This window comes from Pseudonocardia kunmingensis (assembly GCF_006716445.1).
GTDB lineage: Bacteria > Actinomycetota > Actinomycetes > Mycobacteriales > Pseudonocardiaceae > Pseudonocardia > Pseudonocardia kunmingensis.
Window position 1 is genome coordinate 63,800 of the sequence record NZ_VFPA01000007.1, and the last position, 21,653, is coordinate 85,452.

Genomic DNA, 21,653 nt, shown 5'->3' on the forward strand with positions numbered 1-21,653 from the left:
CCCTTGAAGAGCGGTCGGATCTCCGTCGTTCATAGCAGCGTGTGCATGGGTGGGGGAAGCACCGAGGAGGCGGATCTTCTACGGAACGTTGACGCAGCGTGAGCGGACAGTAGAGTTCGGACCCACCCGTGATCGGACCGGAGCCGCTCCCATGACGGAACTGTTCAACGCCGCTTCCTATCTCACCGAGCGCCGCGTCGACGCCGGAGACGCCGATCGGGTGGCGCTGCGCCACCACCGCGGTACGCACACCTACGCCGAGCTCACGGCCGAGGTCCGGCGGGTCGCCGCGGGCCTGGCCGGGATCGGGGTTCGCCCCGAGGAACGCGTCCTGCTGTGCATGGCCGACGACGTCGAGCTCGCCACCGGCATCCTCGCCGCCATGTACCTGGGCGCGGTCGCCGTGCCCGCGTCGACGATGCTCACCGCCCGCGAGCTGGCGACCCTCGTCGTCGACTCCCGCGCCCGGGTGCTGGTGGGCAGCCCGCAGTTCGCCGAGCAGGTGACGACGGCCGCGGCCGACGCCCCCGACCTGCGGCACGTGGTGCTCACCGGCGACACCGCGCCCGACGTGCCGGGCACGACCGGCCTCACCTGGGAGGCGCTGCGGAGCGCCGAACCGCTCGCCGCGCCGTACCCGACGTGGGACGAGTCGCCCGCGCTGTGGCTCTACACCTCCGGCACCACGGGGACGCCGAAGGGCGCGATGCACCGCCACACCGACATCCGCCACGTCTGCGAGACCTACGGCGCCCAGGTGCTCGGCGTCGGCCGCGACGACGTCTGCCTGTCGGTGGCGAAGCTGTTCTTCGCCTACGGCATCGGCAACTCGCTGTTCTTCCCGCTCTCGGTGGGCGCGAGCAGCGTGCTGGAGCCGTCGCGGCCGCACCCGGGGCTGTACGCGCAGCGGGTGGCCGAGCACGGCGTCACGCTCTTCTTCGGCGGCCCGAGCTTCTGGGGCCCGCTGATGGCCGCCGACCTGCCGCGCGAGGCCTTCGCGACCGTCCGCAACGGGGTCTCGGCAGGTGAGACCCTCCCGGCGCGCATGTTCCACGGCGTCCGCGAGCAGTACGGCTTCGAGATCCTCGACGGCATCGGCTCCACCGAGGCCCTGCACATCTTCATCTCCAACATCGCGGGCAAGGTGGTGCCGGGCAGCTCCGGCTTCCCGGTGCCCGGCTACGAGGTGCAGCTGCGCCGCCACGACGGCAGCGTGATCGACGGCGCAGGCGAGCCGGGGATGCTCTACGTCGCGGGCGAGTCGCTGTGCACCGGCTACTGGTGCCGCACCAGCGTCAACCGCGCGGTGTTCCACGGCGAGTGGATGCGCACCGGCGACCAGTACGTGCGGGGCGAGGACGGCAGCTGGACCTGCCTCGGCCGCGCGGACGACGTGCTCAAGGTCGGCGGGATCTGGGTGAGCCCCACCGAGGTCGAGGCCCGGCTGCTGGAACACCCCGCCCTGGCCGAGGCCGTCGTCGTGGGGGTGCCGGACGAGGACGGCCTGGACAAGCCGGTGGCCTACGTCGTCGCCCGCCCCGGCGCGACGGTCGACCCGGACGAGGTGATCGCCTTCTGCCGCGCGGGCCTGGCGGCGTTCAAGCGCCCCCGCGCGGTCGTCCAGGTCGAGCAGCTCCCCCGCACGGGCACGGGCAAGATCCAGCGCTACCGCCTCCGCGAGCAGGCGAAGGCCGAGCTGACCCCGGCACCGACGACGGCGTCGGAGGTGGCGGAGGCCAAGGCCTGACCCGCCGTGATCGCGAGGTCGGCGCGTTCCCGGGCGGATTCCGCCCGCGATTGCGCCGAAGTTCTGATCATGCGCGGGCGTGGGCGGCGACCAGCGCGGCGCGGATCTCGGCGATCACGTACTGCGGTCGGTTCACGAGGTCGTGCCAGGTGAAGCGGAGGAGCTTCCAGCCGGCACGGACGAGTGCGTTGCCCTTCTGCCGGTCGGCCCGGAAGCGGTCCACGTCGGAGTGGTGGGCCCACCCGTCGAACTCGATGGCCACCTTCGCGTCCGGGAACGCGACATCGATCGTCCAGCGCTCGAACGGCACGCCCCGCTGCCAGCCGGTCAACCCGGCACCGCGGAGGAGGGCGATCAGTCGCCGCTCAGCAGCCGAGTCGGCGCGGTCGGCGGCTGCGATGAGCAGGGCGCCGGTGCGCGCAGCGCCGTAGGCAGCCATGTTCCGGCAGTACGCCTGGTAGAGCTCGTCGAACCTGACGTGCTTCTGCAGAGCACGATCGAGGAAGGCCGAACCGTCGGGAAGGGTTGCCGCGGTCTCCAGGACCGCCAGCGGCGCCGCGGTGCACCAGATGCCGTCGACGTGGGCCCGGTCGAGGTCGGCGAGGTCGCGGCGGCGGACCCGCACGCCGGGGTAGCCGCGCAACCCGAGCCGCCGCGGCACGGTCACCGCGATCTCGGCCGGCGCACTCCCCAGGAACCCGTGCCACCACGCCGCAGCCGGTCCGCAGACGGTCGCGTACTCCCCGCCCCACAGCCCCGCGGCCCGGATGCGCGCCCGGTCGGTGAGCCGGTGCCCCGCAGCCAGGTAGACCCGCGGGGCGAGCCGGGACCACCCCTGCTCCCGGGCCCGCCGCCGCAGCACGCTCTCGTCGAGGCCGCACCGCACGAGCTGGGCGGTGGTGACCAGGCCGTCCTGGGCGGCGATGAGCGCGAGGAGGTCGGCCATGACCGGCAGCATCGCCCGCGGCAGGCGCGCCCCGTGGCCGTTTCGCCGAACTCACCATCATGATCAGGAGTTCGGCGCGTTCCCGGGCGGAATCCGCCCGCGAATGCGCCGAACTCCTGATCATGCTCGACGTTCTACATCCACTTGCCGTTCTGTCGCTTGACTGTAGACTGACGCAGGTCCCCGCGCCGCCGCAGGAGGTCCGTCACCGATGACCAGCAGCGCAGAACCGGCCGTCTCCTTCGACGCCGATCCGGGCTCCTACCGCCACTGGCAGCTCGACGTGCAGGGTGAGGTCGCCTACCTGCGCCTCGACGTCGCCGAGGACGGCGGGCTGGTGCCCGGCTACGAGCTGAAGATGAACAGCTACGACCTGGGCGTCGACATCGAGCTGCACGACGCCGTCCAGCGGCTGCGCTTCTCCCACCCGCAGGTGCGGGCCGTCGTGCTCACCAGCGCGAAGGACCGCAACTTCTGCGCGGGCGCCAACATCCGGATGCTGGCCCAGAGCAGCCACCCGTGGAAGGTGAACTTCTGCAAGTTCACCAACGAGACCCGCAACGAGATCGAGGACGCCACGGCCCACTCGGGCCAGACCTGGATCGCCGCACTGAACGGCACCGCGGCCGGCGGCGGGTACGAGATGGCGTTGGCGTGCGAGCAGATCCTGCTGGTCGACGACAACTCCTCGGCCGTCGCGTTGCCGGAGGTGCCGCTGCTCGGCGTGCTGCCCGGCACCGGCGGGCTCACCCGCGTCACCGACAAGCGCCGGGTGCGCAAGGACCGCGCCGACGTCTTCGCCACCCGCTCGGAGGGCATCCGCGGGAAGCAGGCCGTCGAGTGGCGGCTCGTCGACGAGGTGGTCCCGAAGCGGCGCTGGGACGAGACCGTGGCCGAGCGCGCCGCCGAGGCCGCCGCGCGCTCCTCCCGCCCGGCCGACGCCCGCGGGATCGAGCTGCCCCCGCTGCAGCGGGAGGAGGGCGCCGACGGCATCCGCTACCGGCACGTCGAGGCGCGGTTCGACCGGAACGCGGGCTTGGTCGAGATCACGGTGCACGGCCCGGAGGGCGACGTGCCCGACACCGTGGGCCGCGTGCACGAGCTGGGCGCGGACTTCTGGCCGCTCGCCATGACCCGCGAGCTGGACGACCTGGTGCTGCGGCTGCGCGCCAACGAGCAGGAGCTCGGCACGTGGGTCGTCCGCACGAAGGGCGACGTCGAGGACGCGCTGGCGTTCGAGCGGGTGATCGCCGAGCATTCCCGCGACTGGCTGGTCAACGAGGTCCGGCACTACTTCAAGCGGGTGCTCAAGCGGCTCGACGTCACCTCCCGCTCGCTGATCGCGCTGATCGAGCCCGGCTCGTGCTTCGCCGGGGCGCTGCTGGAGCTCGCGCTGGCCTGCGACCGGCAGTACGTGCTCGACGGCTTCCTCGAGGAGGACTCCCAGGAGGGCGAGCCGGCCCAGATCGTGTTGTCCGACAGCAACTTCGGCACGTTCCCGATGGGCAACGGCCTCTCCCGGCTCGCCTCGCGGTTCTACGGCGACGACGACCACGTGGCCAAGCTGCGCCAGGAGACCGGCCGCCGGATCGACGCCGCCGAGGCGCTGGAGCTGGGCCTGGTCACCGACGCCCCCGACGACATCGACTGGGAGGACGAGATCCGGATCCTGCTGGAGGAGCGGGCGGCGCTGAGCCCGGACGCCCTCACCGGCATGGAGGCCAACCACCGGTTCGTCGGCCCGGAGACCATGGAGACGCGGATCTTCGCGCGGCTCTCCGCATGGCAGAACTGGATCTTCGTACGACCCAACGCGGCGGGCCCCGAGGGCGCGCTGCGCCGGTACGGCACGGGCCGCAGGGCCGACTTCGACCGCAGGCGGGTGTGACATGTCGATCGACTACTCCGAGAAGATCCCGAACAACGTCGACCTGGCGGGCGACCGCAAGCTGCAGCGCGCGCTGGAGTCGTGGCAGCCCAACTTCCTGAACTGGTGGAAGACGATGGGCCCGGCCGTGCCCACGGAGGACGTCTACCTGCGCACGGCCGTGGCCGTCGGGCGCGAGGGGTGGGCGCACTTCGACCACGTGCCGATGGACGAGTACCGCTGGGGCGTCTTCCTCGCCGAGCGCAACAGCGACCGCCGCATCGCCTTCGGTGAGCAGAAGGGCGAGCCGGTGTGGCAGCAGGTGCCCGGCGAGTACCGCGCCGACCTGCAGCGCCTCATCGTCATCCAGGGCGACACGGAACCGGCTTCGGTGGAGCAGCAGCGCCGCCTCGGCGAGACCGCGCCGTCGCTGTACGACCTGCGCAACCTCTTCCAGGTCAACGTCGAGGAGGGCCGCCACCTCTGGGCGATGGTCTACCTGCTGCACGCCTACTTCGGCCGCGCCGGGCGGGAGGAGGCCGAGGCGCTGCTGCACCGCAACTCCGGCGATCTGGACAGCCCCCGCATCCTCGGCGCCTTCAACGAGGAGACGCCGGACTGGCTGTCGTTCTTCATGTTCACCTACTTCACCGACCGGGACGGGAAGTACCAGCTCGGCACGCTGAAGGAGTCGGCGTTCGACCCGCTGTCGCGCACCTGCGAGTTCATGCTCAAGGAGGAGGCGCACCACATGTTCGTCGGCACCACGGGTGTCGACCGCGTGGTGGCGCGCACGGCCGAGCTGATGCGCGAGTACGACACCGAGGACATCGCCCCGCACGGGGGCATCCCGCTCGACGTCGTCCAGAAGTACATCAACTTCCACTACTCGGTGTCGCTGGACCTGTTCGGCTCCGAACGCTCCACCAACGCCGCGAACTACTTCACCGCCGGGCTCAAGGGCCGCTGGCAGGAGGAGCGCCGCAAGGACGACCACGTCCTCACCGAGGACGCCGCGCACATCGACGTCGTGCGCGACGGGGAGATCACCACGGACGAGGTGTCCGCGCTGCTGGCGCTGAACCACGACCTGCGCCGCGAGTACATCGCCGACTGCGAGACCGGGCTCAAGCGCTGGAACCGCGTGCTCGACAAGGCCGGCATCACGCGGCGGCTGTACCTGCCGCACGTCGGGTTCAACCGCGAGGTGGGCCAGTTCGCCGACCACCACGTCACGCCGAAGGGCGACCTGATCGGCGCGGACGTCTGGGAGGCGAGCAAGGACCGCTGGCTGCCCAGCGAGGCCGACAAGACCCACGTGCGGAGCCTGATGCGCCCGGTCTACGAGCCCGGCAAGATCGCCGGCTGGATCGCACCGCCCTCCAAGGGCATCAACGACAAGCCCGTGGAGTACGAGTACGTGCGCTTCCCCTGAGCCCCGCCCCCGCGGTCAGTAGAACTCCACCGTGTTCACCACGTTGCGCAACGGCAGCCCGTCCAGCAGGCGGGTGGCGTTGTCGGCGAACAGCTCCGCGATCCGACGGCCCTCCGCGGGTGTGAGCGTGGCGTTGTGCGGGCTGATCAGCACGTTCGGCAGGTCCCAGAGCGGGCTGGCGGCGTCCAGCGGCTCCACGGTGAACACGTCGAGCGCGGCGAAGCCGATCCGCCCGTCGCGCAGGGCGCCCACCAGCGCGTCCTCGTCGACGACGGTGCCGCGGCCGACGTTGACCAGCGTGGTGCCGGGCCGGACGGCGGCGAGCACCTCGGCGCTCACCAGCTTCTCGGTGGCCGCGGTGCCGGGCAGCGTGACGACGATGCCGTCGACCCGGCCGACCACGGCGGCGAGCTCGGAAGGGTGCACGAGCTCGGCGACCCCGTCGACCGGCTCACCGCGGCGGCTCGTGCCGATCACCCGGGTGCCGAACGCCGAGAGGATCCGGGCCACCTCGCGCCCGATCCCACCGAGCCCGACCACCAGCACGGTCTGCTCGCGCAGCTGCCCCATCAGCCACCGGTGCGGCCACTCGTGCCGTGCGGCGTCGGCCTGCAGGCGCGGCACGTTCTTGGCCCCGGCGAGCAGGCCGAGCAGCGCGTACTCGGCGAGCGGACCGGAGTGGACCCCGGCCGAGGTGGTGAACGTGACGCGGGCGAGCTGCTCGGCGGACAGGCCGGCGGCCTTCACCTGCGCACCCCCGCCCGCAGCCATCGTGTGCACCCAGCGCAGACCGGGGTTGGCCTCGACGGCCCGCCGCAGCACCCCCGGGTCCTCACCGGGGATGCCGTAGAGCGCGTCGGCACCGGCGATGATGTCCTCGAACCGCCGCTGCCGCGCGGCGTCGCGGACGAAGGACGGGTCGCCGTGGTGGTCGGCCGGGTAGCGCTCGGGCGGGAGCAGCTCCTGGTCGCGCACCATCTCCAGCCGCGGCTCGAGCCCCTCCACCAGCCGGCACAGCTCCTCGCCCAACGGCGTCACGACGCCGACCCGCAACCGCTCCCCCAACGAGCACTCCCCTCCTGTACGTGACCGGTCAGTCGTCCTCCGCCGCGTCCTCGGCCGCTTCCTCCGCCTCCTCCGCGGCGTCCTCCAGCTCGTCGGCCGTGAGCTCCCCCGGGCGCACCACGTCGACGCTGCCGAACAGGGCCGTGACGTCCACGGCGACCTCGGGTCCCGGGCCGGTGCAGGCCGCCCCGCACTCGGCGCTGCCGAAGACCGCAGGCCCGCTGATGCTCGCCCGCATGCCCTCGGGCACCACGACCTTGACGCTGCCGAACAGCGCGCCCACCTCGACCTGGGTCTGCTCCGGCCCGACGCTGACCTCCCGGCTGCCCATCACCGCCGTGGCGTCGTCGGCCATGAGCACCTGCCCGCCGAGGAACAGCGCCACGCCGGCGACGGCCACGCCGATCGCGCCGCTGGTGAGCCGCTGCGCGAGGCTCTTGCGCTCGCCCTCGTCGGGCGCGGGCTCGGGGACGGCGACGGTGGGCGCCTCGTCCGGCGCCGGCCGGTAGGCGGGCAGGTCCTCGACCAGCGCGTCGAGCTCCTTCTGGGTGCGGGCCGCCCAGCACTGCGCCGCGCGTTCGTCGTACTCGGTGAGCGTGAGCACGCCGTCGCCGTGCGCCTGCTGCAGGTGCGCGTCGATCGCGCGGCGTTCACGGTCGCCGATGCGAAGCTCGGGCCGGGGTTCGTCCACGCCCCCATAGTGCAGCACCACACGGCCACACCGGTCACCCGTGCCCGGCCGCGGTGCCGGCCTCCCGCGACCCGGATCAGCTGCGGCTGATCGCGGGCTTCCTCGCGGAGCCGACGGACCCGCCGCCTGCGCCACCACCCTCCTCGGTGGGTGGGCGCGGGAGCGGCACCACGAGCAGCAGCGGCAGCTGACCGGGCTCGGGGCGGCTGGGCCGGCGCACGTGGGCGACGACCCAGCCGGTGCTGCGCGGATGCCCGTGCACGAACGACATCTCCACCACCTCCACCCCGGAGCACACCACAGCCCTCCGACAGTTCCGGCTCCTAGGATCGCGGAGTGACGCCGCCCGCCATTCGGTTCGATGCCGCCGCCGACACCTACGACGACGACCCGCACCACCTGGGCATCGCCCGGGAGCTGGTCGACGGGTTGCGCACCGCGGCCCGTCCCCGGCTGGTCGTCGACGTCGCCACGGGCACCGGGTTCGCCGCCTTCGCCGCGCTGGAGGCGCTCGACCCGCAGCACGTCGTCGCGGTCGACGTCTCGGCGCGGATGCTCGAGAGGGCGGCGGCGAAGGCACCCGCGGGCGACCCGGACGGGCGGATCGAGTGGCGGGAGGCTCCCGCCGTACCCCTCGAGCTGCCCGACGGCGCCGCCGACGTGGTGCTCTGCGCCTCCGCACTGCACCTGATCGGCGCCACCGCCCCGCCCGAGTGGCGCCGGGTCCTGCGCCCGGGTGGCCGGGCCGCGTTCAGCATCCCGGTGGCCGCGGACTTCCAGCCCTCCCCCGAGTTCCGGGAGGCGCTGCCCAGCGACCTCGCCGTCCCCGCCGACGAGGCCGGCGCCGAGCACATCGCCCGTGCCGCGGGGCTCGTCCCGGTGGCGGTACGCAGGACCGCGCCGGTGTCGGCGGAACGGCCGCGCCGGTCGTTCCTGGTGTGGGCGCAGGTGCCGCGGTGAGCGAGCGCGGGCGAGCGAACCATCGACGCAGCGGCGTGCGGGTCGTCGGGCTGCACACCTACCCGATCAAGGGCTGCGCCGGCACCGCGCTCACCACCGCGCGGCTCACGCCCGCCGGGCTCGCCCACGACCGGTCCTTCATGGTCACCGACGAGCGGGGCGTCTTCCGCAGCCAGCGCCGGGACCCGCTGCTCGCGGCGATCCGCCCCGAGGTCGCGGACGACGGGCGGGTGCTGGTGCTGCGCGCGGCGGGCGCCGACGCCCTGCGGATCCCGGTGGACGTCGACGCGCCGCGGCGTCCGGTCGAGCTGTTCGGCCGGCCGTTCCGGGGCATCGACCAGGGTGACGCCGTCGCCGGCTGGCTCTCCGCCGTGCTGGGCACGGCGAGCCGCCTGGTGCGGGTGCCACCGGAGCACGACCGCGTCACCGACGGCGAGACGCCCGGGACGTGCGGGTACGCCGACAGCGGCGCGCTGCTCCTGGTGAGCCGCGCGTCGCTCGACGAGCTGAACCGGCGGATCACCGAGCGGGGCGCGGCGGCGGTGCCGATGGAGCGGTTCCGCCCGAACGTCGTGGTCGACGGCTGGAGCGACCCGCACGTCGAGGACGGGGCCAGGGACGTGCGGATCGGCGCCACGGAGCTCGCGTTCGCCAAGCTCGCCATCCGGTGCGCGGTGACGCTGGTCGACCAGCAGAGCGGCGAGCGCGCCGGCCCCGAACCGCTGCGGACGCTGGCCGACTACCGCCGCGTGACCGACGCGGGAGTCGCGTTCGGCGCGAAGTTCTCGGTGCGCCGCACGGGCGACCTGGACGTCGGCGAGGCGGTGCACGTCGACCGGTGGGCGGACGCGCCGGTCAGCGCGTAGGCCCACCGCGCCGGACCCGCCCCCACGGCTTGTAGACCGCCAGCACGGTCGCGACCACCAGGGAGGTCCCGGAGACGGTCGGCGGGAAGACCAGGTTGCCCGGTTCCACCGCGGCGCCACCGCTCGCCAGCTGCCGGCCCACCTGCGCAGCCTCCTCCAGCCCCGGGCGCAGCAGCACGAGGACCAGGAGCGTCAGCACGACGTTCAGGACCAGCTTGACCAGCACCCACCAGTACCGGACGAGCCCGTGGTGGGTACCGGCCCCGAGGACGACGCCGGTCGCCAGGCAGGCGAGCCCGCTGAGCAGGATCGGCCAGACCAGCAGGGGCAGCGCCTGGTAGCAGAGGGCGGCCAGCGCCGCGTCGGACGTGAGCAGCGGGGTGAAGACGAGCACCGCCAGCATCACGTCGAGGCCGATCCACGCACCCGCCGCCACGATGTGCGCGACCAGCACCCCCTTGCGGGTGCGGGGGCGCATCCGCCACGACCCGGACCGCAGTGCCGACGTCGCCACGGCTCCTCCTCTGCATCGGTCGTCCCATCGTGGCGGCGCGGGGCGCACCGCGCGTCCCGGCAGGGACGGAGGTGCGGCTGCGCTCGCCGGGGTAGGGCCGCCGCGCGCGGTACCTCGGGCGGCGTAGCTGTCCTACGGTGACCGCATGCGCACCGCGGCACGTCGCGGCTGGTGGGCCGGGCCGCTCCCCACCGTCGTGCTGCCGCTCGCCGTCGGCGCCTTCTCCGTGGTCGGGACGTTCGGGGCCGCCCGCGGCCAGCCGGTCGCGCGCCCGCTGGACGCGCTGGGCGTCGCGCTGCTGCTGACCGGCGCGGCGGCGCTGGTCGTGCGGCGGCGCCACCCCACCGAGGTGCTCGCGGTGGCCGCGACCGCCGCCGGGCTCTACCTCGGCCTCGGCTACCCCTACGGCCCGGTGTTCCTGGCCTCGCTCGTGGCGTTGTGCAGCGCCGTCCTGGCCGGGCACCGCAGGGGCGCGTACGCGGTCACGGCCACGGCGTTCGTCGCCCTGCTGGTCGTGCACCTGATCCGCTTCCCCGACCAGCCGCTGCCGCTGTTCGGCGCGGGCGGCTGGCTCTCGTCGCTGGCCGTCGTGATCGCGCTGTGCGAGTGGTGGCGCGCGCGCCGGGAGCGCCTCGCCCAGGAGCAGCTGACCCGGGAGGAGACCGAGCGCAGGCGGGGCAGCGAGGAGCGGCTGCGGATCGCCCGCGACCTGCACGACTCGCTGGGCCACCACGTCAGCCTCATCAACGTGCAGGCCGGGGTCGCGCTGCACCTGATGGACGACGACCCCGAGCAGGTGCGGTTCGCGCTCGCCGCGATCAAGCAGTCCAGCGGGGAGCTGCTGCGCGAGATGCGCTCCACGCTCGGCGTCCTGCGCGGGGTGGACGAGGGCCCGCCGCGTACGCCCGTGGCCGGGCTCGCCCGGCTCGAGGACCTGCTCGCGGAGAACCGGGCCGCCGGCCTGCCCGTCGAGCTGGAGGTGGTCGGCGAACGGCGGGAGCTGCCCCCGAGCGTCGACCAGGCCGCCTACCGGATCGTGCAGGAGTCGCTCACCAACACCCGCCGCCACGCCGGCCCGGCCCGGGCCCGCGTCGCCCTGCACTACACGGGCGACGACCTGGAGGTGCGGGTCGAGGACGACGGCCCCGGCGCGCCCGCCCCGGCCGAGGCGCCAGGGGGCAACGGCCTGCCCGGGATGCGCGAGCGGGCCGCGGCGCTGGGCGGCACGCTCGACGCCGGGCCGCGCCCGACCGGCGGTTTCCGCGTGCACGCCCGGCTGCCCGCCCCGGCGTCCCGGCTCGACCCGGCCCGTGAGGGGACTACTAGCTAGCTAGCTACCTCGGGCGGGGTAGCGGCCGGTGTCCCGCGTCCCCTGCAGCGGTAGGGGTGGTGCCCCCCGCGGACCGACGACGGAGGAGGTCCCGGCGCCGAGGCTGGGTCCCGTTCGCAGGACACCACCGAGGAGGACCCGATGCACGCTCCGACCCGACCCCACCCCCAGCTCCCCCGGCCCGTCCGCACCGACCCCGTGGTCGCGCTGGACGAGCGCGTCCGCGGCGTGCTCCGCAGGCGGGGGCCCGACCTGATGCGCTGGACCCTGGCACTGGTGTTCGTGTGGTTCGGCGCCCTCAAGGTCGCGAACGTGACGCCGGTGGCCCAGCTGGTCGCGGACACGCTGGCCTTCGTGCCGGTCCCGGCCGCGGTGGTGCTGCCCGCGCTCGGCGTGTTCGAGATCGTCGCAGGCGTCGTGCTCGCGGTCGGGCGGATGCTGCGTCCGGTGCTCGCGGTGCTGACCGGGCACCTGGCCGGCACGTTCCTGGTGCTGATCACCCAGCCGCACGTCGCGTTCCAGGACGGCAACCCGCTGCTGCTCACCACCGAGGGCGAGTTCGTCGTGAAGAACTTGGTGCTGATCGCCGGCATGCTGCTGGTGGCCGCCGCGCTGCCCCCGGTGCGCCGCGGGGTGCAGCGCTGACCGCCCCGCAGGACTCGGCCGGCTCACCCGGGGGGTGGGCCGGCCGCCGGCGTGAGCGTGTTGATCCAGAGGTCCAGCTCGTCGCGCACCGACCGGAGCGCCGCCGTCTTCCGTCGCAGCTCCCCGATCGCCGGGTGGCACGGGACCGGGACCCGGGCGGTGGCCCGCAGCAGCCGGTGGTGCCCCAGCACCACGTCCGACACCTGCCGCTCCAGCGATCCCTCCCCGGCGTACGGCGCGAAGTCGAGCGACCAGCGCCACAACCGGCGGTACTCGCCCGCGATGCGCACGCCGTCCGGCGCGGGCTCCCCGGTGCCCTGCTCCCCGGAGTCCTGCAGCACGGCCTCGGCGCACCCCTCGAGCAGGAGCGCCTGGTCGGCGACGGCGAGCAGGCCGAGCAGGTCGGCGAGCACGCGTTCGGGCCGGTCGGCCGGCTGCCGGCTCGTCATCGCGCTCACCTCATCGTGACGGGATCGGACGAGCGTAGTGCTTCTCACCGCAAGTACAACTAGCTAGCTAGCCCTCTGGGGGCAGCGGGCCCAGCGCCACCAGCCCGTAGCGCTCCCCCAGCTCCCGCACCGGGTCGGGGCCGAGGGTGCCGGCCTCGTGCGCCGCGTGCACGTCGCGGAAGAAGCCCTCGGTGCCGCCCGGGACGAACAAGGTGATCTTGCGTCCGCCGTCGGAGACGCAGCGCATGCCGTGCGCGGCGCCCGCCGGCACGAACACGAACGCGCCCCGCCCCGCGGTGAACCAGCGGCCGTCGACGTAGTACCGGTAGCTGCCCTCCAGCACGTACCACGCCTCGGCCACGTCGTGCCGGTGCGTGATCGTGGCGAACCCCGGACGGTCGACGCCCACGACGAGGCCGAAGAGCCCGCCGGTGCTCTCCCGGCTGGCCTTCACCAGCATCTCGCTGCCCTCGGGCACGAACCCGGGCTCGCCTTCGTGCGCTCCCAGCACGAACGGCACCGACCCGTCCCGTCCGTCGGTCGTCATCAGGCCCCCCAGCCGCGCGCCGCCTCCCGCGATGCTACGGGCGGCACCCGTAGTGCTCCTGCGCCACCCGCCGCATCGCAGCGGTGGCGTTCGAGGTCAGCGAACGCGCGCTGAAGTAGACGTCGCCGTCCACGTCGCGGTGCTCCTCGTTGAAGGTCAGGTGCTCGGTGAGCTCGGCATCGTCCCACGCGGGCGTGGTGCCGGTCTTGTAGGCGGCCTGGCCGATGTAGAGCTCGACGTCGGTGCCCGACACCAGGTCGGCCCACCACGGCACGAGCGCCGCGTAGTCCGCGGTCGGATGCCCGATCTCCCAGTAGACCTGCGGCACGATGTGGTCGACCCACTCCTCCCGGACCCAGGTGGCGCTGTCGGCGTAGGTGGCGTCGTAGGACTGCAGGCCGCTGGTGTCCGATCCGCTCGGGTCGGCCGACCGGTTGCGCCAGATCCCGAAGGGGCTGATGCCTAACGCGACGTCGCGGTCGAGCGCGTTCAGCCGCTCGGACACGTCCTGCACGAACCGGTTGACGTTGCCCCGGCGCCAGTCGCCGACGTCGCCGCTGCCGTGCGCGGCGAACGTCTCCTCGTCCGGGATCGGCGCCCCGTCCGCGGGATAGGGGTAGAAGTAGTCGTCGAAGTGCACGGCGTCGACGTCGTAGCGCTCGACGGCGTCGAGCACCACGTCGGCCACGAACTCCCGGACCTCCGGCACCCCCGGGTCGTAGTAGAGCTGCCCGCCGTAGCCGAACACCCAGTCGGGGTGCTGCCGGGCCGGGTGCTCGGGCACGAGCTGCCCCGGGTCGGCCTGCTTGCTCACCCGGAACGGGTTGAACCAGGCGTGGAACTGCATGCCCCGCTCGTGGGTCTCCTCGACCAGGAACTCGAGCGGGTCGTAGCCCGGGTCCTGCCCCTGGGTGCCGGTGAGCCAGTGCGACCACGGCTCGTGGGTCGAGGGCCACAGCGCGTCGGCCGTGGGGCGGACCTGGACCATCACGGTGTTCAGCCCCAGCCGCTCCGCGTCGTCGAGCAGCGTGCGGTACTCCCGTTGCTGCTCCGCCACCGGCAGGCCGGGACGGCTCGGCCAGTCGATGTTCTCCACCGTGGAGATCCACACCGCGCGCACGCCGCCTGCGCTGCACCGGGGCGCGGTCTCGGCGGCCGGCACGGCGACGGGCGTCCCGCCGCCGCTCCCGAGGACGCCGGTCGCGAACACCACCAGCGCGGCACCCCACCGCAGCAGCTGAACCCGCATGATCGCCAGTATCGGGTCTGGGTGGTCGTGCGCACCGCCACCGACGCCCGATAGTGCAGATCTTCAGCCACCTTGACGGGCTCCGCGGGCTGCGTGACGTTGTGGGGGCACACCGATGCGGCTGGAGGAACTCCTGTGTGGAAGATCTGCCGGACCTGCGCCGTCGAGCACGACGCGGACGCCGAGCGCTGCGCCATCTGCTCCGACGAGCGGCAGTGGGTGCCGGCCGACGGGCAGCAGTGGACCACGGCAGGCGAGCTGGCCGCGGCCGGGCACCGGGTCGAAGTGCGGGAGGTCGAGCCGGACCTGCACGGCATCACGGTCGAGCCGAAGTTCGGCATCGGGCAGCGCTCGCACCTCGTGCGCACCCCGGCGGGCAACCTGCTCTGGGACGTCGTCGGCCACGTCGACGAGGACGCCGCCCGCCGGGTGCGCGAGCTGGGCGAGGTGGCCGCGATCGTGGCGAGCCACCCGCACCACTTCGGCGTGCAGGTCGAGTGGAGCCGGCTGCTCGGCGGCGTCCCGGTGCTCGTCGCCGAGGCCGACATGGCGTGGGTGGCCCGTCCGGACCCGGTGATCCGCCCGTGGAGCGGCACCCTCGAGCCGCTGCCCGGTGTCACGCTCGCCCAGCTCGGCGGGCACTTCCCGGGGAGCGGGGTCCTGCACTGGGCCGCCGGGGCGGGCGGCCGGGGCGTCCTGCTCAGCGGCGACACGGTCCCGACGAACCCGGACCGCGCCACCGTGACGTTCATGCGCAGCTACCCGAACCGGATCCCGCTCTCGGCCGCGGTGGCCGAGCGGATCGCGAAGGCCGTGGAGCAGTTCTCCTTCGACCGGATCTACGACAACTTCGGCAACAGCATCGCCGCCGACGCCCGCGCGGCCGTCCGCCGCTCCGCCGACCGCTACACCGCGTGGGTGCGGGGCGACTTCGACCACCTCACCTGAGGATCAGCGCGAGCACCGCGCCCGCGGGGTCGCGGATCACCGCGTAGGCGCCCTGGCCCTCGCCCTTCGGGCCCGCGACCACCTCGCCGCCGCGGGCCCGGACCGCGGCCAGGCTCGCGTCCAGGTCGTCCACGGCGACGTAGGCCAGCCACTGCGGCGGCAGGTCCGCGTTCTCCCCGCGGGCGTGGCAGACCCCGGCGGCCGGCGTGCCGTCGGGGGCCAGCATCATCCAGTCCTCGCCCAGCGGCTCCGGCGTCCAGCCGATCACGTCGGCGTAGAAGTCGCGCACCGCGGGCGCGTCGGGCACCGTCAGGTCCAGGTGCACGAACATGCCGGGCTTCCAGTCCACGCTCATGACGCTCCTCCGGTCCGGAACAGGGTGTCGAGCCAGCGCTGCCAGTCGGCCGTCAGCGCGACGGCGTCGACGGGCTCGCCGTAGACGTAGTGGTAGGCGCTCACGCCGCAGCCGGCCTCGCCCTCGGCGCCGATGCGGTGCAGCCCGTGCGCCGAGCGGACGCCGAGGAACTCCTCGTTCGCGACGTCCACCACGCCGGTGACCGCGGCGGGCCCGTCGGGGGCCAGGGTGACCGCGTCGCCGACCGCGGGGTGGCCGGCCAGCCCGAGCGCGCGGTGCAGCACCGGCCAGATGTCGCGTGCGCTCCCCGCGGTGTAGCTCATGGCCACGGCGTTGCGGACCGGCAGCCCCGCGAAGTGGCGCAGGTAGCTGCGCAGGTTGGCGAAGAAGAGGGTCCAGCCGGTGTCGAAGCTGTCGTACTCGTCGTCCCAGTCGGCACCGTCGAGGAAGCCGCTCTGCACGAACCTCAGGACCGTGCCGCCGCCGTCCCGGCCCTCGACGAGGAACTCGTAGGCGTACTGCGGCCGCCCGTCGTCGGGCCGGTCGGAGGCGTGGTCAGGAGGTCGGTCGAAGGCGCCGTAGGCGAACCGGCGCCCCGGCTCCCACGCGGTGACCCGGCCGCGCGTGGTGAACCCGCCGCCGTAGTCCTGCTCCACGGTGCCGCCCTCCCGGGGCTGCACGTCGTGCGGCACGAACCACGCCGCGATCCCCGGGCCGGTGGCGATGGCATCCCACACCTGCTCCGGTGGTGCGTCCAGCTCGATGCGCTTCTCCAGACGCCGGTCGCTCATGTGCCCGCACTCCTTGGCCCGGGGTGGATCGCGACGACCACGCGGTACCGGCGTCCGCCCTCGGCGCCCTCGTCGTGGTACTTGCCCACCAGCGCGGTGACGGCCTGGGCGAGCTCGTCGGCGAACGCGGCCCGGTCGGACGCCGACGCGAAGCGCACCTCGCCGTCGGCGGCGAACGTCGCCAGCCGCTTGCCCGCCGACGTCGCACCGGCGAGCAGCTCCCCCACCTCCCGCACGGTGCGCGCCGCGACGGCGATCAGCCAGCGGGCCGAGAGCCGGTCCGGCGCCCGGCCGGGGTCGGGCGCGACGGCACCGAGAGCCGCGGGCGAGATCACGTAGCTCGCGGCCGTGGCCCGCATGACGCGCTCGGTCATGTTGCCCTTGCGGCGCTCGGCCACCAGCTCGATCAGCCCGTGCTGTTCGAGCGTCCGCAGGTGGTAGTTGATCTTCTGCCGGGCGAGCCCGACCTTCGGCGCGAGGCTGCTCGCCGACCCCGGTTCGGCCAGCTCGGCCAGCAACCGCGCCCGGACCGGGTCGAGCGAGACGCCGGCGGCGGCCGGGTCGGCGATGACGCTGAGCTCCTGCACAGGGAGACCGTCCCACCGACAAGAAAAGTTGTCAAGGCTGTTCGTGCACGTCAGCTGCGGGTAGCAGGTCGGGATGGCAGAGCGGTTCCGCAAGGGCGACCACGTCACCTGGTCCTCGCACGGCGCCCCCGCCGAGGGCACGGTCGAGGAGGAGATCACCTCCGACACCGAGGCGGCCGGCCGCACCGTCCGCGCGAGCGAGGACGAACCGCAGTACCGGGTGCGCAGCGAGAAGAGCGGCGGCGAGGCCGTGCACAAGCCCTCGGCGCTGAAGAAGAAGTGACCGACGACGACGCCCGCACCCGCGGCGAGTTCGCCGAGGCGGTCCCCGTGAGCGGCACGGAGCTCGAGCGCTGGCTCGGGAGCGAGGAGTCACCGGCCGGGTTCTTACCGCCCGAACCTAGTGTCCCCCGCCGGTCACCCCGGCTCCCCGATCCGCTCGAGCGCGTCCACCAGCAGGTCCCAGAACCGGTCCCGGTCGAGACCGACCCCCACCTGGGTGGTGCAGCGGGGCGGCGCGGGCGCGCGCAGGTCGGCGACGGTCATTCCGCGGGTCAGCGCCCCGGACAGCTCGACGTCCAGCGGCGCGTAGCGCGTGGTCACGACCGTCCGGTCGATCACCCGGGCCACGGCGCACGCGTCGTGCACCGGCGGGTGCGCGAAACCCTGGTCGCGCCGGTAGGCCTCGCCGAAGAACTCCAGCAGCCCGACCACGAACGCCGCCGGCCCGGTGCCGACCGCGGCGATGCGCGCGACGACGTCCGGCGTGGCGAGGGCCTGGTGGGTGACGTCCAGCCCGACCATCGTCAGCGGCCAGCGCTCGTTCACGACGATGTGCGCGGCCTCGGGGTCGATGAGGATGTTGAACTCCGCGGCGGGCGTCCAGTTGCCACCGCTGCAGGCCCCGCCCATCAGCACGACCTCACGCACCCGCTGGGCGATCCGCGGCTCCTTGCGCACCGCCAGCGCGATGTTGGTCAGGCCGGCCGTCGGCACCAGCGTCACCGTGCCCGGTTCCTCGCGCATGATCGTGTCGATGATGACGTCGACCGCGTGGCGCGGGTCCAGCGCGAGCGTCGGCTCCGGCATTCGCGGGCCGTCCAGCCCGGACTCGCCGTGCACGCTCGCCGCTGTCTCGATCCCGCGGACCAGCGGTCGCGGGCAGCCCGCCGCGAACGGCAGCCCGCTGATGCCACCGATCCGGGCAACGACGAGGGCGTTGCGCGTCACCTTGTCCAGCGTCTGGTTGCCCACCACGGTGGTGACGGCGAGCAGCTCGATCTCCGGGCTGCCGTGCGCGAGCAGCAGCGCGATCGCGTCGTCGTGCCCGGGGTCGCAGTCCAGAATGATCTTCTTCGGCGGCACCCGCCCCACCCTGTCACCCCGCGCGAGGGCCCGCGACCGGGCAGACTGGCTCGATGGAGCAGCGGACCCCGGCGCCGGCGGAGATCGCGCGGCAGCGGCCGCCGGACGACCCGCGCCTCGACCTCGTGGCCGGGTCCGTCGAGCTGCAGTGCGGCCGGGTCCGGTACGTGCACCCGCGCGACGCGGCGGCGCTGCTCGACGAGGAGGACGTGGCGGCCGACCAGGCCTACCCGCCGTACTGGGCCGAGGTGTGGCCCAGCGGGGTCGAGCTCGCGCACGCCGTGTCCGGGCAGGACTGGCGCGGCGTTCCCGTGCTGGAGCTGGGCTGCGGGCTGGCGCTGCCGTCCGTCGCGGCCGCGCTCGCCGGGGCGCGGGTGCTGGCCACCGACCGCTCGGCCGACGCGCTCGCATTCGCCGCCGTGAACGCCGAGCAGAACGACGTCCGTGTCGAGACGGCCGTCTGCTCGTGGGACGACGCCGATGCGCTGGTCACCCGCGGCCCGTTCCGGCTCGTGCTCGCCGCCGACGTGCTCTACGGCCAGCGCAACGTCGACGAGCTGACCGCGCTGCTCCCCCGGCTCGTCACCGCCGACGGCGTCGTGTGGATCACCGACCCGCAGCGGCCGCTGACCGGGGACTTCCTCGCCGCGGCCCGGGCCCGCTGGCGCTCGGTCGAGACCACCCCCACGCGGGTGCCGGAGGTGCACCTGCACCGGCTGGCCGGTCCACCCGGGTGACCGGGTCGCGCGCGCGACCCCGATCGGTGGGGCGGGCGTTACCGTCGCCTGATGGACGACGTGCTGGCCGAGCAGCTGGGCGCCACCTACCGCGATCTGCACGCCCACCCGGAGCTGTCGGGGGCGGAGACCCGCACCGCGGCGATCGCCTCCTCCTGGCTGGACGAGCGCGGGTACGAGGTCCTCGACGGGATCGGCGGCACCGGGGTCGTCGGGCTGCTGCGCACGGGGCCGGGACCGGTGGTCATGCTGCGTGCCGACATGGACGCGCTGCCGGTCACCGAGGCGACCGGGCTGCCCTACGCCAGCGTCGTGGACGAGGTGATGCACGCCTGCGGCCACGACGTCCACGTCACCTGTCTCCTCGGAGCCGCCGACGCGCTCGCGGCGGCCCGCGACGACTGGGACGGCACGGCCGTCGTCGTCTTCCAGCCGGCCGAGGAGACCGTGGCCGGGGCGCAGGCGATGATCGACGACGGTCTCTTCGAGCGGGTCCCGCGCCCCGCGGTCGTGCTGGGGCAGCACGTGGCCCCGATCCCGGCCGGGGTGATCGGGTTGCGCGGCGGGCCGACGTTCGCGGCCGCGGACACGTTGCGCGTCACGATGTTCGGATCGGGGGGACACGGCTCGCGACCGGAGACGACCGTCGATCCGGTGCTCATGGCCGCGAGCACCGTGCAGCGCTGGCAGGGGATCGTCTCGCGGGAGGTGGGCGGGACCGAGACGGCGGTGCTGACGGTGGGGGCGTTGCACGCGGGCAGCAAGGCCAACATCGTGCCCGACCGCGCCGAGATGCTGCTCAGCGTGCGCACCTTCGACGGGGCGGTCCGGGAACGGGTGCTCGCCGCCATCGAGCGGATCGCGCGGGCCGAGGCGCAGGCCTCCGGCGCGCCGGAGCCACCGCTGATCGAGACGCTGGAGGTGGCACCGGCTGTCGTGAACGACCCGGCAGCGGTCACGCGGACGCTGCCGTCGCTCGAGCGGGTCGTCGGGCCCGGGCGGGTGCTCGACCCCGGGCCGATCACGGGCAGCGAGGACGTCGGTCTCCTCGCGGCCGCCGCCGAGGCCCCCCTCGTGTTCTGGTTGCTCGGTGGCGCGGACCCGGCGCTGTTCGCCGGCGCGGCCACGGTCGAGGAGATCGTCCACGTCGTGGCCGGGCTGCCGTCCAACCACTCGCCGCACTACGCGCCCGTGCCGGAGCCCACCCTCCGGATCGGCGCCGCCGCGCTCACCGCCGCGGCACGGCAGTGGCTCGCCGGCTGACCCGACCTCAGCGGGCGTCGCGCCGGGCCGCCACCCACCGCTGCGCCAGGATCGCCACCGCCATCACCGACTGCCCCACGACCAGCGCCACGCCCACGCCCGTGAGCCCGAGCACCGGCATCAGCACGAGTGCCGGGGGGATGACCAGCAGGGCGAGCACCGCGGGCACGCCGAGCAGCACGCTGCGCTGCTGGCGCACGCGCGCGGCGAAGAGCGTCTCGGTCACCACGATGTTCGGCACGGCGGACAGGGCCGCGAGCGCGAGCAGGGTGGTGCCCGTGGCCACGTAGTGGGGCCCGAAGATCGACAGGATCAGCCCGGCCCCCGGGACGATCACGAGCACGGCCGGCAGCACCAGGGCGAGCGACTTCGTGGTCATGCTGCGGCGCGCGGCGGCCAGCCCCGCCGGGTCGGCCGCCACGTGCGCCACCATCGACTGGCCCATCCCGTGCGAGACCAGGTAGAGCCCGTAGGCGATCGCCCACGCGATGCCGAACGTCGCGGCCTGCTCGGCGCCGAGCGTCACCAGGACCAGCAGCGGCAGGCCGAACTCGACCGCGAGCGTGAACAGCCCGCCCGTCCAGTCGGCCGAGACGAACCGCGCGACGGTGCGGGGCCGCACCGGCGAGGGCGCGGCGGTGCCGCTGCTCCCGCTCGGCAGGACGCGCAGCAGGAACACCGTGATCCACACGATGGTCAGCGCGGTGGCCACCACCCACGACACCGCGATCACCGTGGAGAACGCGACCAGCGCCCCCAGCGCGAGCAACGCGATCTTCAGCAGGGAGAAGACCAGGTTCTCGACGGGCACGAGCGTGGCCCGCTTGACCGCGGTGAGGGCGTAGTCCTGCATCACGAACACCGTCCACGCCGGCGTGGCCAGCGCGAAGAAGACGATCAACGGGCCGGCCCCGACCGCGTGCTGCAGTTCCGGCGCCCACCACCCGGCACCGAGCGCGAAGACGGCGCCCGCCACCGCGGCAGCGACCCCCGCGACCGCGTAGCAGGACAGCACCAGGCGACGCGCCGACGCTCCCGCCACCGCGACGAAGCGCAGCAGCGCGTTGCCGAGGTTCAGCTGCGCGGCCACCGCGAGCAGCGTCATCGTCGAGATCAGCGTGTTGTTGACGCCGACGACCTCGGGGGCGAACAGCCGGGCGGCCACCACCCAGTAGAGCAGCCCGATGACCGAGGTGAGCCCTGAGCTGAGCACGAGCGCCAGGCCGTCCCGGTGCTGCGGGTCCCGCCACCCGGACACCGCGTTCCGCAGTCCCTGCGGAACGCGCGAGCCCGGCG

Annotated in this window: 24 protein-coding genes; 11 read left to right on the top strand and 13 right to left on the bottom strand. The window is 74.0% G+C overall.

The window, feature by feature from the left end; translation table 11 throughout:
* The first annotated feature begins 151 nt into the window (after window positions 1–151).
* Window positions 152–1,747 carry a benzoate-CoA ligase family protein gene (locus FB558_RS39230; protein WP_142063595.1) on the top strand — a complete coding sequence of 532 codons (1,596 nt, stop codon included), beginning with the start codon at window positions 152–154 and terminating at the stop codon, window positions 1,745–1,747.
* Window positions 1,748–1,814: 67 nt separating this feature from the next.
* Here the strand turns inward: FB558_RS39230 and FB558_RS39235 are convergent, their stop codons facing one another.
* On the bottom strand, window positions 1,815–2,693 hold the full coding sequence (locus FB558_RS39235) for a DUF559 domain-containing protein (RefSeq protein WP_170231766.1): 879 nt from the start codon (window positions 2,691–2,693) through the stop codon (window positions 1,815–1,817).
* Between the two features lie 211 nt (window positions 2,694–2,904).
* Here FB558_RS39235 and boxC point away from each other — a divergent pair, with 211 nt between their 5' ends.
* Both boxC and boxB read left to right on the top strand, forming a co-directional pair.
* Window positions 2,905–4,581 carry a 2,3-epoxybenzoyl-CoA dihydrolase gene (boxC, locus tag FB558_RS39240; RefSeq protein ID WP_142063601.1) on the top strand — a complete coding sequence of 559 codons (1,677 nt, stop codon included), beginning with the start codon at window positions 2,905–2,907 and terminating at the stop codon, window positions 4,579–4,581.
* 1 nt (window position 4,582) lies between these two features.
* Window positions 4,583–5,995: a benzoyl-CoA 2,3-epoxidase subunit BoxB gene (gene boxB, locus FB558_RS39245; protein ID WP_142063604.1), complete on the top strand. Its 1,413-nt coding sequence runs from the start codon at window positions 4,583–4,585 to the stop codon at window positions 5,993–5,995.
* A 15-nt stretch (window positions 5,996–6,010) separates the two neighbouring features.
* Here the strand turns inward: boxB and FB558_RS39250 are convergent, their stop codons facing one another.
* The 3 genes from FB558_RS39250 to FB558_RS43640 all read right to left on the bottom strand — a co-directional run bounded on the left by FB558_RS39250 (window position 6,011) and on the right by FB558_RS43640 (window position 8,022).
* Window positions 6,011–7,060: a D-2-hydroxyacid dehydrogenase gene (locus FB558_RS39250; RefSeq protein ID WP_211367177.1), complete on the bottom strand. Its 1,050-nt coding sequence runs from the start codon at window positions 7,058–7,060 to the stop codon at window positions 6,011–6,013.
* Window positions 7,061–7,088: 28 nt separating this feature from the next.
* Window positions 7,089–7,751, bottom strand: coding sequence for a DUF1707 SHOCT-like domain-containing protein (locus tag FB558_RS43635; RefSeq protein ID WP_170231767.1), 663 nt, complete (start codon window positions 7,749–7,751; stop codon window positions 7,089–7,091).
* Window positions 7,752–7,827: 76 nt separating this feature from the next.
* Complete coding sequence (locus tag FB558_RS43640) at window positions 7,828–8,022, bottom strand: hypothetical protein (RefSeq protein ID WP_170231768.1); 195 nt, start codon at window positions 8,020–8,022, stop codon at window positions 7,828–7,830.
* A gap of 65 nt (window positions 8,023–8,087) precedes the next feature.
* Between FB558_RS43640 and FB558_RS39260 the strand changes: the two genes are divergently transcribed.
* Both FB558_RS39260 and FB558_RS39265 read left to right on the top strand, forming a co-directional pair.
* Entirely contained in the window at window positions 8,088–8,711 is a 624-nt protein-coding gene (locus tag FB558_RS39260) for a class I SAM-dependent methyltransferase (RefSeq protein ID WP_142063610.1), read from the top strand.
* Entirely contained in the window at window positions 8,708–9,577 is an 870-nt protein-coding gene (locus FB558_RS39265) for an MOSC domain-containing protein (RefSeq protein ID WP_425468157.1), read from the top strand. Before FB558_RS39260 ends, FB558_RS39265 begins: the two co-directional genes overlap by 4 nt.
* On the opposite strand, the gene FB558_RS39270 is transcribed toward FB558_RS39265, so the two are convergent.
* The gene (locus tag FB558_RS39270; RefSeq protein WP_246107093.1) at window positions 9,567–10,091 is read right to left on the bottom strand and encodes a hypothetical protein; all 525 of its coding nucleotides are present in this window, start codon (window positions 10,089–10,091) and stop codon (window positions 9,567–9,569) included. The two genes, FB558_RS39265 and FB558_RS39270, sit on opposite strands and share 11 nt — an antisense overlap.
* A 145-nt stretch (window positions 10,092–10,236) precedes the next feature.
* Between FB558_RS39270 and FB558_RS39275 the strand changes: the two genes are divergently transcribed.
* Together FB558_RS39275 and FB558_RS39280 are read left to right on the top strand one after the other, a co-directional pair.
* Window positions 10,237–11,421 carry a sensor histidine kinase gene (locus FB558_RS39275; RefSeq protein ID WP_142063613.1) on the top strand — a complete coding sequence of 395 codons (1,185 nt, stop codon included), beginning with the start codon at window positions 10,237–10,239 and terminating at the stop codon, window positions 11,419–11,421.
* A gap of 141 nt (window positions 11,422–11,562) precedes the next feature.
* Window positions 11,563–12,066, top strand: a complete 504-nt coding sequence (locus FB558_RS39280) for a DoxX family membrane protein (RefSeq protein WP_142063616.1) — start codon at window positions 11,563–11,565, stop codon at window positions 12,064–12,066.
* Between the two features lie 23 nt (window positions 12,067–12,089).
* On the opposite strand, the gene FB558_RS39285 is transcribed toward FB558_RS39280, so the two are convergent.
* The 3 genes from FB558_RS39285 to FB558_RS39295 all read right to left on the bottom strand — a co-directional run bounded on the left by FB558_RS39285 (window position 12,090) and on the right by FB558_RS39295 (window position 14,311).
* A complete protein-coding gene (locus FB558_RS39285; protein WP_142063619.1) occupies window positions 12,090–12,515 on the bottom strand; it encodes a hypothetical protein in 426 nt (141 codons plus the stop codon).
* A 67-nt stretch (window positions 12,516–12,582) separates the two neighbouring features.
* Window positions 12,583–13,062, bottom strand: a complete 480-nt coding sequence (locus tag FB558_RS39290) for a cupin domain-containing protein (RefSeq protein ID WP_142063622.1) — start codon at window positions 13,060–13,062, stop codon at window positions 12,583–12,585.
* A gap of 34 nt (window positions 13,063–13,096) precedes the next feature.
* Window positions 13,097–14,311, bottom strand: coding sequence for a glycoside hydrolase family 10-like protein (locus FB558_RS39295; RefSeq protein WP_142063625.1), 1,215 nt, complete (start codon window positions 14,309–14,311; stop codon window positions 13,097–13,099).
* Between the two features lie 135 nt (window positions 14,312–14,446).
* On the opposite strand from FB558_RS39295, the gene FB558_RS39300 reads away from it, so the two are divergent.
* A complete protein-coding gene (locus FB558_RS39300; protein ID WP_142063628.1) occupies window positions 14,447–15,259 on the top strand; it encodes an MBL fold metallo-hydrolase in 813 nt (270 codons plus the stop codon).
* On the opposite strand, the gene FB558_RS39305 is transcribed toward FB558_RS39300, so the two are convergent.
* The 3 genes from FB558_RS39305 to FB558_RS39315 are packed head-to-tail and all read right to left on the bottom strand — an operon-like array spanning window position 15,252 to window position 16,992.
* Window positions 15,252–15,614, bottom strand: coding sequence for a VOC family protein (locus FB558_RS39305; RefSeq protein WP_142063631.1), 363 nt, complete (start codon window positions 15,612–15,614; stop codon window positions 15,252–15,254). The two genes, FB558_RS39300 and FB558_RS39305, sit on opposite strands and share 8 nt — an antisense overlap.
* Window positions 15,611–16,405 carry an SRPBCC family protein gene (locus tag FB558_RS39310; RefSeq protein WP_142063634.1) on the bottom strand — a complete coding sequence of 265 codons (795 nt, stop codon included), beginning with the start codon at window positions 16,403–16,405 and terminating at the stop codon, window positions 15,611–15,613. The genes FB558_RS39305 and FB558_RS39310 overlap by 4 nt, the downstream gene beginning before the upstream one ends.
* Window positions 16,402–16,992 (bottom strand): ArsR/SmtB family transcription factor, encoded by a 591-nt coding sequence (locus FB558_RS39315; RefSeq protein WP_142063637.1) that lies wholly within the window; start codon window positions 16,990–16,992, stop codon window positions 16,402–16,404. Before FB558_RS39315 ends, FB558_RS39310 begins: the two co-directional genes overlap by 4 nt.
* Window positions 16,993–17,065: 73 nt before the next feature.
* Here FB558_RS39315 and FB558_RS39320 point away from each other — a divergent pair, with 73 nt between their 5' ends.
* Entirely contained in the window at window positions 17,066–17,275 is a 210-nt protein-coding gene (locus tag FB558_RS39320; RefSeq protein WP_142063640.1) for a hypervirulence associated TUDOR domain-containing protein, read from the top strand.
* Window positions 17,276–17,409: 134 nt separating this feature from the next.
* Here the strand turns inward: FB558_RS39320 and uriH are convergent, their stop codons facing one another.
* The gene (gene uriH, locus FB558_RS39325) at window positions 17,410–18,357 is read right to left on the bottom strand and encodes a uridine-preferring nucleoside hydrolase UriH (RefSeq protein WP_142063643.1); all 948 of its coding nucleotides are present in this window, start codon (window positions 18,355–18,357) and stop codon (window positions 17,410–17,412) included.
* Window positions 18,358–18,410: 53 nt separating this feature from the next.
* Between uriH and FB558_RS39330 the strand changes: the two genes are divergently transcribed.
* Together FB558_RS39330 and FB558_RS39335 are read left to right on the top strand one after the other, a co-directional pair.
* On the top strand, window positions 18,411–19,094 hold the full coding sequence (locus FB558_RS39330; RefSeq protein ID WP_142063646.1) for a class I SAM-dependent methyltransferase: 684 nt from the start codon (window positions 18,411–18,413) through the stop codon (window positions 19,092–19,094).
* 51 nt (window positions 19,095–19,145) lie between these two features.
* Complete coding sequence (locus FB558_RS39335) at window positions 19,146–20,357, top strand: amidohydrolase (protein WP_142063649.1); 1,212 nt, start codon at window positions 19,146–19,148, stop codon at window positions 20,355–20,357.
* Between the two features lie 7 nt (window positions 20,358–20,364).
* Here FB558_RS39335 and FB558_RS39340 read toward each other — a convergent pair whose 3' ends face one another.
* Entirely contained in the window at window positions 20,365–21,615 is a 1,251-nt protein-coding gene (locus FB558_RS39340; RefSeq protein ID WP_142063652.1) for a lipopolysaccharide biosynthesis protein, read from the bottom strand.
* Between the last annotated feature and the right edge of the window lie 38 nt (window positions 21,616–21,653).

What these genes read in the sequence shown, in the direction of transcription:
- FB558_RS39230 (WP_142063595.1), top strand. Translation starts at nt 152, where the DNA reads ATGACGGAACTGTTCAACGCCGCTTCCTATCTCACCGAGCGCCGCGTC.
- FB558_RS39235 (WP_170231766.1), bottom strand. Translation starts at nt 2,693, where the DNA reads ATGGCCGACCTCCTCGCGCTCATCGCCGCCCAGGACGGCCTGGTCACC.
- boxC (WP_142063601.1), top strand. Translation starts at nt 2,905, where the DNA reads ATGACCAGCAGCGCAGAACCGGCCGTCTCCTTCGACGCCGATCCGGGC.
- boxB (WP_142063604.1), top strand. Translation starts at nt 4,583, where the DNA reads ATGTCGATCGACTACTCCGAGAAGATCCCGAACAACGTCGACCTGGCG.
- FB558_RS43640 (WP_170231768.1), bottom strand. Translation starts at nt 8,022, where the DNA reads ATGTCGTTCGTGCACGGGCATCCGCGCAGCACCGGCTGGGTCGTCGCC.
- FB558_RS39275 (WP_142063613.1), top strand. Translation starts at nt 10,237, where the DNA reads ATGCGCACCGCGGCACGTCGCGGCTGGTGGGCCGGGCCGCTCCCCACC.
- FB558_RS39280 (WP_142063616.1), top strand. Translation starts at nt 11,563, where the DNA reads ATGCACGCTCCGACCCGACCCCACCCCCAGCTCCCCCGGCCCGTCCGC.
- FB558_RS39285 (WP_142063619.1), bottom strand. Translation starts at nt 12,515, where the DNA reads ATGACGAGCCGGCAGCCGGCCGACCGGCCCGAACGCGTGCTCGCCGAC.
- FB558_RS39290 (WP_142063622.1), bottom strand. Translation starts at nt 13,062, where the DNA reads ATGACGACCGACGGACGGGACGGGTCGGTGCCGTTCGTGCTGGGAGCG.
- FB558_RS39295 (WP_142063625.1), bottom strand. Translation starts at nt 14,311, where the DNA reads ATGCGGGTTCAGCTGCTGCGGTGGGGTGCCGCGCTGGTGGTGTTCGCG.
- FB558_RS39305 (WP_142063631.1), bottom strand. Translation starts at nt 15,614, where the DNA reads ATGAGCGTGGACTGGAAGCCCGGCATGTTCGTGCACCTGGACCTGACG.
- FB558_RS39310 (WP_142063634.1), bottom strand. Translation starts at nt 16,405, where the DNA reads ATGAGCGACCGGCGTCTGGAGAAGCGCATCGAGCTGGACGCACCACCG.
- FB558_RS39320 (WP_142063640.1), top strand. Translation starts at nt 17,066, where the DNA reads ATGGCAGAGCGGTTCCGCAAGGGCGACCACGTCACCTGGTCCTCGCAC.
- FB558_RS39330 (WP_142063646.1), top strand. Translation starts at nt 18,411, where the DNA reads ATGGAGCAGCGGACCCCGGCGCCGGCGGAGATCGCGCGGCAGCGGCCG.
- FB558_RS39335 (WP_142063649.1), top strand. Translation starts at nt 19,146, where the DNA reads ATGGACGACGTGCTGGCCGAGCAGCTGGGCGCCACCTACCGCGATCTG.